Origin of the sequence: Vreelandella sedimenti, assembly GCF_013416325.1 — a bacterium.
Classification (GTDB): Bacteria; Pseudomonadota; Gammaproteobacteria; order Pseudomonadales; family Halomonadaceae; genus Vreelandella; species Vreelandella sedimenti.
In genome coordinates, this window is record NZ_JACCGK010000008.1 from 89524 (window position 1) to 102684 (window position 13161).

12 protein-coding genes are annotated in these 13161 nt (G+C 51.9%); 7 read left to right on the forward strand and 5 right to left on the reverse strand.

Translation table 11 applies throughout. The features are described 5' to 3' along the window. The first annotated feature begins 190 nt into the window (after window positions 1-190). The 6 genes from pilB to HZU72_RS10495 all read left to right on the forward strand — a co-directional run bounded on the left by pilB (window position 191) and on the right by HZU72_RS10495 (window position 5945). The gene (gene pilB / locus HZU72_RS10470) at window positions 191-1948 is read left to right on the forward strand and encodes a type IV-A pilus assembly ATPase PilB (protein ID WP_180091745.1); all 1758 of its coding nucleotides are present in this window, start codon (window positions 191-193) and stop codon (window positions 1946-1948) included. A 3-nt stretch (window positions 1949-1951) separates the two neighbouring features. After that, complete coding sequence (locus tag HZU72_RS10475; protein WP_208458037.1) at window positions 1952-3184, forward strand: type II secretion system F family protein; 1233 nt, start codon at window positions 1952-1954, stop codon at window positions 3182-3184. A 48-nt stretch (window positions 3185-3232) separates the two neighbouring features. Continuing rightward, a complete protein-coding gene (locus HZU72_RS10480) occupies window positions 3233-4078 on the forward strand; it encodes a prepilin peptidase (RefSeq protein ID WP_180091746.1) in 846 nt (281 codons plus the stop codon). A gap of 68 nt (window positions 4079-4146) precedes the next feature. Next, window positions 4147-4749: a dephospho-CoA kinase gene (coaE, locus tag HZU72_RS10485; RefSeq protein ID WP_180091747.1), complete on the forward strand. Its 603-nt coding sequence runs from the start codon at window positions 4147-4149 to the stop codon at window positions 4747-4749. 35 nt (window positions 4750-4784) lie between these two features. Continuing rightward, a complete protein-coding gene (yacG, locus tag HZU72_RS10490; RefSeq protein ID WP_022523595.1) occupies window positions 4785-5018 on the forward strand; it encodes a DNA gyrase inhibitor YacG in 234 nt (77 codons plus the stop codon). 39 nt (window positions 5019-5057) lie between these two features. Next, the gene (locus tag HZU72_RS10495) at window positions 5058-5945 is read left to right on the forward strand and encodes a DNA replication terminus site-binding protein (protein ID WP_180091748.1); all 888 of its coding nucleotides are present in this window, start codon (window positions 5058-5060) and stop codon (window positions 5943-5945) included. Between the two features lie 23 nt (window positions 5946-5968). Here HZU72_RS10495 and HZU72_RS10500 read toward each other — a convergent pair whose 3' ends face one another. Further along, entirely contained in the window at window positions 5969-6328 is a 360-nt protein-coding gene (locus HZU72_RS10500) for a hypothetical protein (protein ID WP_180091749.1), read from the reverse strand. 373 nt (window positions 6329-6701) lie between these two features. Here HZU72_RS10500 and HZU72_RS10505 point away from each other — a divergent pair, with 373 nt between their 5' ends. Then, the gene (locus tag HZU72_RS10505) at window positions 6702-7532 is read left to right on the forward strand and encodes a helix-turn-helix transcriptional regulator (RefSeq protein ID WP_180091750.1); all 831 of its coding nucleotides are present in this window, start codon (window positions 6702-6704) and stop codon (window positions 7530-7532) included. A gap of 88 nt (window positions 7533-7620) precedes the next feature. On the opposite strand, the gene HZU72_RS10510 is transcribed toward HZU72_RS10505, so the two are convergent. The 4 genes from HZU72_RS10510 to HZU72_RS10525 form a co-directional block, all read right to left on the reverse strand. After that, a complete protein-coding gene (locus HZU72_RS10510) occupies window positions 7621-7995 on the reverse strand; it encodes a histone-like nucleoid-structuring protein, MvaT/MvaU family (RefSeq protein ID WP_022523599.1) in 375 nt (124 codons plus the stop codon). Between the two features lie 327 nt (window positions 7996-8322). Further along, complete coding sequence (rpsA, locus tag HZU72_RS10515) at window positions 8323-10002, reverse strand: 30S ribosomal protein S1 (RefSeq protein WP_008957327.1); 1680 nt, start codon at window positions 10000-10002, stop codon at window positions 8323-8325. A 183-nt stretch (window positions 10003-10185) separates the two neighbouring features. Continuing rightward, a complete protein-coding gene (cmk, locus tag HZU72_RS10520) occupies window positions 10186-10884 on the reverse strand; it encodes a (d)CMP kinase (protein ID WP_180091751.1) in 699 nt (232 codons plus the stop codon). Then, window positions 10877-13156, reverse strand: a complete 2280-nt coding sequence (locus tag HZU72_RS10525; RefSeq protein WP_180091870.1) for a bifunctional prephenate dehydrogenase/3-phosphoshikimate 1-carboxyvinyltransferase — start codon at window positions 13154-13156, stop codon at window positions 10877-10879. The genes cmk and HZU72_RS10525 overlap by 8 nt, the downstream gene beginning before the upstream one ends. Window positions 13157-13161 lie beyond the last annotated feature (5 nt).

The following is a 13161-nucleotide window of genomic DNA, read 5'->3' on the forward strand; positions in this document are numbered from 1 at the left end:
AAGAATTAAGAATCATTGAAAGTAAACTAGCTTACATGATCTAATTTTACAACGAATTCTATTAACATTACCGGCTTAGCTGACTACCACTTGAACTACGTCGACGTGAAAGGATTAGTCATTTCATCCCTGTTAACGCTAGTTAATGGTACGAGTAACACGCTTATATCGATGTAAAACAGGTTTTTTGATGAGCCAGCCCCCCTTTGAGTCGACTTTAAGCCACACCTCCGCACGTGGTGACCTGCGCGGCATTTCCCTGCGCTTGGTCAAGCACGGCTTGCTGACCGACGCCCAGGCAGCAGCAGCGGAAACAACCGCGTCTGACTTGGAAATATCGTTACTTCAGCATGTGATCGAAAGCGGCTTGGTCGACCCTAACAAAGCCACACTGGCGGCTGGCTGGGAGTATGGGCTTCCAGTCATTAACCTGGAGGCGGTGCGGCTTACCTCACTGCCCCTCGCTGCAGACTATCCTGTCAAAGTACTGCAGAGCCTTAACGTTTTGCCATTAGTGCGCCACGGTCATCGCCTCACGGTGGCGGTGCCCTACCCCGCCACATTGACGCAACTAGATGAATTGCAGTTTGCAACAGGCCTGAGCATTGAAGGCATCCTCGCGCCCGTTGATCAAATCAGTGTCGCTCTCAATAGCTACCTTGCTCAAAACGGGCGCGGCATGCTGGATGAGCTGGACGATATTGACGATGTGGTCAGCTCGCTGAGCATTATGCAGAACAACGGCGGTAACGACGTACCGCTGGAAGAGTCTTCCCAAAATAGCGAAGATGCACCCATCGTTAAATTTGTGAACAAAATTCTGCTAGATGCTATCCGCCGAGGCGCCTCCGATATCCATTTCGAACCTTACGAAGCGCTTTACCGAGTACGCTTTCGGGTTGATGGAATGCTCATAGAAGTGGCACGGCCGCCATTCGCCATGCGCAATCGTATCGCGGCCCGGCTAAAAATCATGGCCCGCCTTGATATTTCCGAGCGCCGCCTACCTCAGGATGGCTCGATAAAACTCAAGCTTTCGCGCACCCGCTCCCTCGAGTTCCGGGTTAATTCGCTGCCTACTGTCTATGGTGAAAAGTTGGTGCTGCGAATATTAGACCCTACCGCAGTACAGCTAGGTATTGAGCAACTTGGATTTACCGACGAACAACGGCGCCATTATGAGCACGCTTTAAAACAACCCCAAGGCATGATTCTAGTAACCGGCCCTACCGGTAGTGGTAAAACCGTTTCGCTGTATACCGGCATTAATATTCTTAATAAAGTGGAACGTAATATTTGCACCGCCGAAGATCCGGTTGAAATCAAAGTCGCCGGTATCAATCAGGTGAACGTATTACCTAAGATCGGCCTCGATTTTGCCAGTGCGTTAAGGGCGTTTTTGCGCCAAGACCCCGATGTGGTCATGGTGGGCGAGATTCGTGACCTTGAAACAGCCGAAATTGCCGTCAAAGCGGCTCAGACAGGCCACTTGGTACTTTCCACGGTGCATACCAACTCGGCAGCTGAGACACTGACTCGACTGGCTAATATGGGCGTCTCTTCGTTTAATATCGCCAGCGCCGTTAGCTTGATTGTTGCCCAACGGCTGGCTCGCAAACTATGCACACACTGCAAAGAGCCCATTGACATTCCCCACGAGGCGCTGCGCAAAGAAGGCTTTAGTAGCGAAGACATCCATCAGGCAACGATCTACAAACCGGTGGGTTGCAAGCACTGTACCCACGGTTATAAAGGTCGAATTGGCATTTATGAGGTAGTGCCGATCACCGAAGCGATGCGTCAACTAATTATGCGTGATGCCAATGCCTTAGATATTGATCAACAGGTGCGCAAGGAGGGCTATCCAAGCCTTCACCGCAGTGGGTTATTGAAAGTCATGCAGGGTATTACCAGCCTGGAAGAGGTTAACCGAGTGAGCAAGGAGTAAGGCATGGCTAAAACGGCACGTCGACGCCAAACGCCCACCATCAAGCTAGCGCGCTGGAAATGGATCGGTAAAGGCCCTCAGGATAGAGCACTAAGCGGTGAGATGATTGGCCGCAGTAAAGCCGAAGTAGCCGCTGAACTCACCAAGCAAAATATCGTTATCCGCCGGATTAGTAAAAAAGCCAACCTAGGCGGCAACGGCCGAATTAACCCCAACGACGTTATGGTCTTTGCGCGCCAGATGGCCACAATGGTTCGCGCCGGTATCCCCATGCTACAGGCGGTTCAAGTGGTGGCAGAGAGCCTAAAAAAACCTGCTATGGTTGCCCTAATGCAACAGATGATAAGCGATGTATCATCGGGCTCCAGCTTCTCTGATGCATTGAACCGTCACCCCAAACACTTTGATCGCCTGTTTGTTAACCTAGTCAGCGCTGGCGAGCAGTCAGGTGCGCTGGATCAAATGCTTGATCGTCTTGCGACCTATAAGGAAAAGGTTGAGTCGCTGAAAGCGCGAGTAAAAAAAGCGCTTTGGTACCCCACCACCGTTATGACGATCGGCATTGCAGTAACCATGCTGCTGTTGATTAAAGTAGTGCCTGAATTTGAAAGCATGTTCCAGAGCTTTGGCGCTGAACTTCCAGCACTGACCCAGTTGACCGTGAATTTATCCGAGCTTGCCCAGCGTTATTGGCTAGAGGCACTCGGCGCAGCGATTGTCGCCATGCTCCTGCTCAAAATAAGCATTCAGCGCTCGCCTAATGTCGCCTACCGCATGCACGCACTGCTGCTTCGGCTACCGGTCATTGGCGACATCGTGCATAAATCCGCGATCGCGCGCTTTTCTCGCACGTTAGCGACGACCTTTGCCTCCGGTGTACCGCTCGTAGAAGGCTTAGATACCGCCGCCGGTGCCACTGGCAATAAAGTGTACGAACGCGCGGTGGTACAAACGCGCCAGGACGTAGCCACCGGGCAACAGCTACACTTCGCCATGCGGATGACCAACCGCTTTCCCCCTTTGGCAATCCAAATGGTTAGTATCGGTGAAGAAGCGGGGTCGCTGGATGCCATGCTTAATCGTGTTGCCGATTACTACGAAGAAGAAGTCGACAATAAGGTCGATGCTCTTACCTCGCTCATGGAGCCGGTGATTATTGTAGTACTGGGCGTGCTCGTTGGCGGTGTGGTTGTCTCTATGTACTTACCCATCTTCAACTTGGGCGCAGCCCTCTAAGCACCAAATGCTTAAAAAACGCTAATTTCTAGAAACCTAAGGAGTTCCATGCATCACCCTCCGTTTATCCTGTGGTTAATCGTTTTATTGATTGGGCTATGCCTGGGCAGTTTTCTAAATGTGGTGATTACGCGCCTGCCGGTGATGCTGATGCGTGGCTGGCGTAATGAAGCCCGCGAAGCACTTGAGCTTAGCGCTGAACACTCACCACGCTTTAATTTGGCCACACCAGGCTCTATGTGTCCACGCTGTGAAGCCCCCATTGCATGGCACGACAACCTGCCACTGATTGGCTGGATAAAGCGCCGTGGCCGCTGCGCTGAGTGCCAAATGCCGATTAGCGTTCAATATCCTCTGGTAGAAGTAGCCGGTGGCTTACTGGCCATGGCGGTGCTAGCGCTCCACGGGCTTACGGCAGAATCAGTCTTCGTTTACGGGGTCTGTCTGATGCTGTTAGTGCTCGCCGTGATCGACTTTCGCACCCAGCTTCTCCCCGACATCATCACCCTCCCCTTGCTTTGGGCAGGGTTACTGTTTCAGCTCCTCTTCCAGCCACTGATGCTGCCAAGTGCCGTTATCGGCGCAATGGTAGGCTATCTTTCACTGTGGAGCTTTTATTGGCTATTCAAACTGGCCACCGGCAAAGAGGGTATGGGCTATGGCGACTTTAAGCTGCTAGCAGCGCTAGGCGCCTGGCTGGGTTGGAGTTTTTTACCGCTAATGTTGATACTTTCCGCAGGGCTTGGGGCTATTGTCGGGCTAGTTGCCCAGGCCTACTCACCTAACCTACGCGGCACACCGTTTCCCTTCGGCCCTTTTCTCGCCCTCGCCGGCTGGGTGGCGTTGTTAGTCGGTGATGAAATAATGGCAATGTATCTCAACCTGCTTATGTAAAATTGAGCCATGTGAACTTTGGCCATGTGAAACGTGGCCCTATAAACTTTAGCTATATGAGGCAGCAGATGATTATTGGATTAACGGGTGGCATTGGATCGGGAAAATCGACCGTCGCTCGCGCCTTTGAAACGCTTGGCGCTGCCTGGGTCGATGCCGATGATGTCGCCAGGGAAATAGTCTTACCTGAAGAACCGGCGCTGCTAGCCATTAGAAATCGTTTCGGTGATCAGGTCATGCACCAGGATGGCACGCTTAATCGCGCCGCCCTGCGCGAGATTATTTTTAACGATCCAGAACAACGCCAGTGGCTAGAATCCATCACACACCCCAAAATAAGGGAGCGGCTAATGCAGCATTTAGAGCGGCTCAAAGCCCAGGGAGCGCCTTATGTGCTGCTTGTGTCACCGTTACTGTTTGAGTCGGGTCAAAACACGCTAGTAAACCGCGCGGTGGTTGTCGATGTGCCCCACGCGCTACAATTATCGAGAACCCAACAGCGTGATGGGGTGAGTGAAAGCCAGGTGCGTGCTATTCTCGCCGCCCAACTTTCCCGCGAACAACGGCTAGCAAAAGCAGATGACGTGATAGATAACAGCGGTGACCACGCCAGCATGATGGAACAAGTGGCACGGCTTGATGAACGCTACCGTCGACAGCTTAACTACTGAGATATCGCACTTGTTAACGCAATTGGAGTTTTTTTATGGCTCGCCCTGCAAACGATTCCCCGCTAGAAGTTAATTGCCCGCAGTGCGCTAAGCGCGTGCCCTGGTTACCAGAAAGCACTTACCGCCCTTTCTGCAGTAAGCGTTGCCAACTATTAGATTTGGGTGCCTGGGCAGATGAGTCACACCGCATATCGGGCGAATCCGCCATGGATGAGGCTGATATAGAAACCTTACTAGCGCAAGCCGACAAAGATGCACCACTGACCTAGCTTTTACTAAAACTGACTTAACGAGCACTGACACTGACTATGGCCGAGATAAACGCTAACTCATCATCGCCTTCGGCCTATCATCTGCTGCTTCAACTGGAGCAGCAGTTTGATCATCTAATTGCAACCATTGAAGCCGCCGTTTCACTATACGAACAGCAACTACCGGCAACTTGGCTCTTTCATCAAACGACGCCGTCTAGCGATTGGTTGCGTAAAGCCCTGTTCGATATGTGGCATGAGCAGGATCAAGATGGCCGTGAAACTCGCAACTATATTGCCGTAGTAGCCGCTAATGACGAGCTACTAATGGCAATAGACACTGTAAATCAAGCCAAAGTCAGTTTTAGTGACCAACTACAACATATCAAACAGGCATTTCCCCAAACACTTAGCGATGCAAAAAGTCGCTTACCGCAACGCCACCCTCACGTTGATGAAGTGTTACGACGCAATGGGCTTGCCCGTTTACATCTTAAACAGAGCTGGCGGCAGCTACCTATCGCACAAGCGCCTGTCTCACGCATTCGCTTTGCTTGGTACAGTAGCGGTCGCTCTATTAAACGCCTGTCGGTGCAAGAAGCTGAACATAAGCTTTTGCAGCTTGATACTGACGCACCGCATATTCGTATCCAGCTACGCAAGCTAGCCGGTATCCCAAGCGGCGAAGTGCTTGCCCAGGTACAAACTCAGGCCCCGCTGATGCGGGCAAACCTGTTTTTTACCGAACCACTCGACGATGGGCATACACGACGGGCACTAAATGCCGCCATGCCTATTTTTGTGCCTGACAATAACCAGCGGCTGCCCCACATTAACCTGCCTACGCCAGAGCCTCCTATTACCCGCACACGGGCAAGGCGACGCGATGAGAAACTAGAGCAGGATGTATTTCTAACGAGTTTGAGGGTTTATCGCTACCGTTAGCATAAAGGCACCTGTAAAGGCTTCTACGGTGTTTTGGAGGTGCTAGCTGCAGGCACTACATCCTGCTGCCACACCCCATAGCCAAGCAGCGCTTCGATCAGCTCGGCCAGGTCGTAATGATCCACACCATACTCGCTCAACAAAGCTTCAAAGCGCTGTTTAAAAATACGCTCCCGCTCTTGTTGCTGTTCCTCCTGCTGGCTTTCTAAATCTTCTTGCTCTAATGCCGCAAGCGAGCGTACCGGCGGGCCTGTCGGTATATCGAAACCGCTCTCTGGGTCATCTAATTGACGTAAAGCCTGCGCAAAGGCATCGTCTAATTCACGAAATTTACGCAGCTTTTCACGCTCATCTACCGGCTTTTGAACCTTTTGATATTTCATCGATGTTTCATTTACACCTTGCTTGAAATGGTCGATATGACTGCCAATGTCGCTTTTTTGGCAAAAACTGTGCACAAACGCGTAAAGCTAACGAGCAAACTTGCCTTTGCCACCCAATTACCAGCATAAAGGCATCACCATTAGGTATATGAGGGTAACCCACACATTTATCAAACACGTCACAGTCAGCGACAACGCATTAATTGATGCCTCGCATCAACATTACCCACAAGTAGCCTGAATAGAGATTCCACTCTCATCAGTAGGCTGAACTTTTTCCTTTCAGCTAGGTTACCAACACTAACGCACTGGGAGAGTGCATTACAGGCCAGATAAGCACGACCTGTATGATTCACGCATTAGAGGCCAGATAATGTTCAACGCGATGACACGAGCTGAGATCTGGCTGCAGGACACACTTGATAAGCCACTCGGTATTGAAGACCTTGCAAATCACATAGGGTATTCATCTTCCCAAGTTCGGCGCCAATTTCGCCAAAGCTTTGACATCTCACCTAGCGCCTACCGTGAAATAAGGCGATTGGAGCGCGCAGCGGTGTTGCTAGGGCTTACTCCTCTCAATATAGCGCAAATTGCGATACGTTGCGGGTACCATAACCACTCGTCGTTTTCCCGGGCATTTCAACGTCGCTATCAGTTGAGTCCGCGCAGTTTTCGACAAGCCCTGAAAACCGCACTCATTCAACCAAAACCGCATCCTGTTTTTAACACGCGCATCGAAAAAAGCAATGACCGCCAAATGATCCTAATGCGCCTCTACAAAGCTCCCAAGCATATTAAGGGGCTAGGGGATGCCAGCTATCATAATAAGCAGCTAGCGTGCTTACAGGCGCGCCTGAGACTATCAACGACCATCATTGCACTGCCCGACATACTCGCAGATAAGGTTAATGTACTTAATCGTAAATCTTTTCATTCATACCGTACCGACTTTGGTCTTTACCTATCGGATACGGACAATGCACAAGACATTGCGTTACCAGTGCCCTACCGGCGGGTCGACATTCCCCCCCATCACTACGCGAGCACGTGCTTTGACGACTTAGCTGATCTAAATAGCGCTTTGATGCATGCCATCATGTATCTACTTCACAAGCAAAACGCCTGTCACGTTAGCGGCCACCCTCCGCAGGTATTATGGAAAGCGAACCATTTAGAACTTCGCATCCCCTTAATAGCCTAGCAGTGATGATCACGTCTTAGCGATATAGCTGAACACAGGGCAATAAAAAACCGGCATTTCTGTACAGAAATGCCGGTTGTTAACTAACTTAGTCTTCCATGCGCTCCAACCAAGATTCGACGGTTTCATCGCCATACTGATCTTTCCAGCTACGCAGGCCTTTATGGTTGCCGCCACGAGTCTCAATGACTTCCCCAGTTTTAGGGTTTTTGTAAATTTTAAGACGACGCTTACGACGTGCATTGCCACTGGCTGTGGTTTTAGCCGTACGTTGGTCAGCAGCCGGATCCAATAAGGCAATGACATCGCCTGGGCGCTTGCCAAACTCAGTCATTAGCGCTTCAAGTTTGGCCTTAAATTCCAACTCGCTTTTTAGACGCTGGTCGCCTTCTAAGCGCTGCAAATCTTCCTGAAGCTGTTTTAGCTGCTGTTCTTTTTGGATATATTCGTTAAGTAATGACATCGGAGTTCCTTTAATAGCTTATCCAACTGAATGGGACTCAGCTGAATGGGATCTAACTGAGGTGCAGATTGACAACCTTGACACCCACTAGTTCAGAATGCAGGGACATTATTCCTGTAAAAAGAGTAACTGACAACAGTCTAGTTGATTTTCACTCAATTACTAATCGTTTTTTTAAAGCTCAATTGCTGTTTAAAGAGTTTAACCCTAATAGAATACGGCGACTATACACACCTACCTGTAGAGCTATTACCAGCACTCAACCACTACAAACAAAAACGCCGCCCATAAGGGCGGCGCATTTACAAACCAATAACTAATCGATAATTAGTCTTGGCCCATCTGCTGCTTGATCAAATCACCGATGGTGGTCGGGCCACCTGCAGTTTCCGGCTCTTGCTCACGCATCTTCTTCAGATTCTGACGCGTATCGTCTTGGTCTTTCGCTTTTACCGACAGATTGATCTGACGGCTCTTGCGATCAACACTCACGATACGAGCTTCTACGCTGTCACCTTCGTTCAGCACATTACGCGCATCTTCTACACGGTCAGCACTGATTTCTGAGGCTTTCAGCACAGCGATAACGTCAGTCGCCAATTCAACTTGCGCTTCTTTGGCATCAACTTCAATGACACGACCGGTTACGATGCTGCCCTTATCGTTGACTGACAGGTACTCAGCAACGGGGTCAGAATCCATCTGCTTGATGCCCAGCGAGATGCGCTCACGCTCTGGATCAATAGACAGGATAACGGCTTCAGCTTCGTCGCCTTTCTTAAAGCTGCGTACGGCTTCTTCGCCAGTATCAGTCCAAGAAATGTCAGACAAGTGAACCAGACCGTCAATACCGCCTTCTAGGCCGATAAAGATACCGAAGTCAGTAATTGACTTGATGGTGCCGGAAACCCGGTCACCCTTGTTGTAGTCTGTATTGAAGGTTTCCCACGGGTTAGCAGTGCACTGCTTGATACCCAGAGAAATACGACGACGCTCTTCGTCGATATCCAACACCATGACGTCAACATCATCGCCCACTTGAACGACTTTAGACGGATGGATGTTTTTGTTAGTCCAGTCCATTTCAGAAACGTGAACCAGACCTTCAACACCCTCTTCCAGCTCGGCAAAGCAGCCGTAGTCAGTCAGGTTAGTGACGACCGCATGCACTTTCATGCCTTCCGGATAACGCTCTTTAATGTTGACCCACGGATCTTCGCCCAACTGCTTCAGACCCAGTGAAACGCGATTACGCTCACGATCAAACTTCAGAACTTTGACGTTGATCTCATCGCCAACGGCAACGATTTCGGACGGATGCTTAATACGCTTCCACGCCATGTCTGTAATGTGCAGCAGGCCGTCAACACCACCCAGGTCTACGAAAGCGCCGTAGTCTGTCAGGTTCTTAACGATACCTTTGATCTGCTGACCTTCTTGCAGAGTTGCCAGCAGCGCTTCGCGCTCGGCACTGTTCTCTGCTTCCAGAACCGCACGACGTGATACTACAACGTTGTTGCGCTTCGGATCGAGCTTAATGACTTTAAAGTCCAGCTCTTTGTTTTCCAGGTGCGCAGTGTCGCGAACTGGACGAACGTCAACCAACGAGCCCGGCAAGAAGGCACGGATAGAGTCAACTTCAACAGTGAAGCCGCCTTTAACCTTACCGTTAATAACGCCTTTAATGATTTCGTCTTTCTCGAAGGCTGCTTCAAGAATCTTCCAAGCTTCTGCGCGCTTGGCTTTTTCACGAGACAGACGCGTTTCACCGAAACCATCTTCTACGGCTTCAAGTGCAACGTGCACGTCGTCACCGATAGCGATGTTCAGATTACCGTGCTCATCGCGAAATTGTGACGCAGGGATCTGACCTTCAGATTTCAGACCAGCGTTGACAGTAACCCAGTCACCGTCAATGTCGACAACCTGAGCCGCGACAATAGCGCCTGGCTCCATGTTGATGTCGTTAAGAGACTGTTCAAACAGCTCAGCAAAGCTTTCGCTCATGGTGTTCCTACGTAATTACGTTGTTGAGGCATAAATGCCTTCTCCGCACCACCAGCAAGTGCGGGCCTAATGTCACTCAGCCTTTGGGGGTGTTAACGCTGGTTAGACCTGACCGGGCTCACCGATGTGAGTTTAGTGCCCTGCCACGTCGTGACACCTATCCAAAAGCGCCGCAAGGGAGAATCACACGCCGCTTACCAGCCCTCTTTGGGCGAGCAGTTCGGTCAGTCGATCAACCACTTCCGGTATGCTCAGGCGCGTGGTATCAAGCGTAATGGCATCATCTGCCGGCTTGAGAGGAGCCACACTGCGCTGCGTGTCGCGTGCATCGCGTGCCTGAATCTCCTTTAAAAGACTCGAAAGACTAGCATCCACCCCGGCTTCCTGCAACTGCAGATAGCGTCGACGCGCCCGTTCATCGGCGCTGGCGGTTAAAAAAATCTTCAGCGTAGCGTCAGGAAACACCACGGTTCCCATGTCACGGCCATCCGCCACTAAGCCCGGCGCTTGGCAAAAATCGCGCTGGCGCTGTAGCAGAGCTTGGCGCACCGCGGGCAGTGCCGCCACTTGAGAAGCTCGCTCGCCGGCCTGTTCGGTGCGAATTACCTGGCCAACATCTTCACCTTCAAGCAGCGTACGTGGCTGGCCCTCTTCAACAGGAAACGCCACATCCAGCTGTTCTGCCAAACGTGCCAGGCCCAACTCATCGTCAACGGCTACGTTGTGCTTAACCGCCGCTTGAGCCGTCAGTCGATAAAGCGCGCCACTATCGAGCAGATGCCAACCTAGGCGTTCTGCCACCAAACCACTGATGGTGCCTTTACCAGCACCGCCAGGGCCATCAATGGTGACAACGGGAGCAACGGCAACACGATCATTCATGCGCGCCCTCCACGCTAACGCCCATGCCAATGCGCGTGGCTAATTCGACAAAGTCAGGGAAAGAGGTCGCCACATTGGCGCAGTCTTCAATCACAATTTCGGCACTTGCGCGTAGCGATGAAATCGCAAACGCCATGGCAATCCGGTGATCGCCCAGACTATCGACACGCCCGCCGCCGTAGCTCGCTTTTTGCCCATCGCCATTGCCGACAATATCAATGCCGTCTTCTACGACGGTGTGCTGCACACCTAACACGGCCAAGCCATCAGCCATGGCCTGAATGCGATCAGACTCTTTGACTCGTAGCTCATCAGCGCCTCTAAGACGGGTTACGCCTTCAGCGTTAGCGGCGGCAATAAACAGTGCGGGGAATTCATCAATCGCTAACGGCACTTGATCTTCGGGGATATCAATGCCTTTCAGCGGCGCATAGCGGATACGAATATCGGCCACCGGCTCACCGCCCACTTCGCGCTCATTCTCTAGCGCTAAATTCGCCCCCATCAGGGTAAGAATATTGATTACGCCAATCCGAGTAGGATTAATGCCGACGTGCTCAAGGGTAATATCAGCGCCTGGGGTAATGGCAGCTGCCACTAAGAAGAAGGTTGCGGATGAAATATCCGAAGGCACATCAATGGGGCCTGCAATGAGCTTACCGCCCCCTTTGAGCCAGCAGGTATCGCCCTCACGGGAAACCGCGTAGCCAAAACCATTGAGCATACGCTCGGTGTGATCGCGGGTCGGTGCAGGTTCGCTCACCCGAGTTTCGCCTTCAGCGTACAGCCCCGCCAGCAACAGGCAAGATTTAACCTGGGCACTGGCCATGGGCATATCGTAATGAATGCCTTTAAGCTTGGCGCCACCGCGAATCTTCAAGGGCGGGCGCCCGGCCTCAGCAGTATCAATGGTTGCGCCCATCAAGCGCAGCGGGTCAGCCACGCGCCCCATAGGCCGTTTAGTCAGTGACTCATCGCCGGTCAACTCGCTATCAAACGCTTGGCCTGCAAGCAGTCCTGAAAAAAGCCGCATGGCGGTGCCCGAGTTACCCACATAGAGCGGGCCTGCAGGGGCTTTTAAGCCATGCATACCCACACCGTGAATGGTCACACGGCCCTGGTGCGGCCCTTCGATCGCCACACCCATTTCACGAAACGCCTGCAGGGTCGCCAGACTATCCTCACCTTCCAGAAAGCCTTTTACTTCAGTGACACCCTCAGCCAGCGCGCCTAGCATAATGGAGCGGTGGGACATGGATTTGTCGCCAGGTACGCGTAAACGCCCCTGAGCTTGACCGCCCGGCTGCACACGGTAGGTAACCTTACCTTGTGGTTGCATATGATATTCCGCCTGATAACTGGTTTTGTTCAATAAAGAGTCGAAATAGTGCCGGGCGTGGCTCGCCCGATCAAAGGTGGCAATCAGCGCATCGCTGTCACCGACTTCTACCGCATGACGCAACCGAGAGAGCCCCGCTTCAAAATCATCCAGCGATGCTAAAACCGCCTGCTTGTTGGCAATAAAAATATCTCGCCACATCACCGGGTCGCTTCCCGCGATACGGGTAAAGTCGCGAAAGCCGCCCGCTGCGTAACGAAAAATATCCAGCCGCTCATCCTGACGCGCAAGCGTATCCACCAGCGAAAATGCCAGCAAGTGCGGCAAATGGCTGGTACGCGCCAACACTTGGTCATGGCGCTCTACGTCCATTTCCAGCACATCGGCACCACAGGCCTCCCATAAGCAGCGCACGCGCTGCAAAGCCTCACGGTCGACGTTCAGCTCAGGTGTCAAAATAACCTTGTGGTCTACATACAAACGCGGATTCGCCGCTGCCACACCGCTTTTTTCTGAGCCGGCAATAGGGTGCCCCAGCACCATATTAGTGGGTACTTGGCCAAATACACGCTGAGCGCAGGCGCGGATAGTCGCCTTGGTACTACCGACATCGGTAATCACAACGTCAGCCGACGCGTTAGGTAGCGCTTCGGCCAAACTTGCCATCACGCTCTCCATGGCAAGCACCGGCACTGCCAGCACTACCATGGTGGCATCATTGACTTGCTCAGCTAGCTGGGTACCGCCTGAGTCGATCAGCCCCATCACAATACCGCGAGCAATCTCACTGTCATCAGGATCACAGGCAGCAATTTGCCCCTGAAACCCGGCCGCGCGCAGCGCTGCCGCTAGCGAACCACCAATCAATCCCAGACCAACAATCAATAGACGTGATTCACGACAGCCTGATATTTTAACGCCGTCTTCGACCATTAATG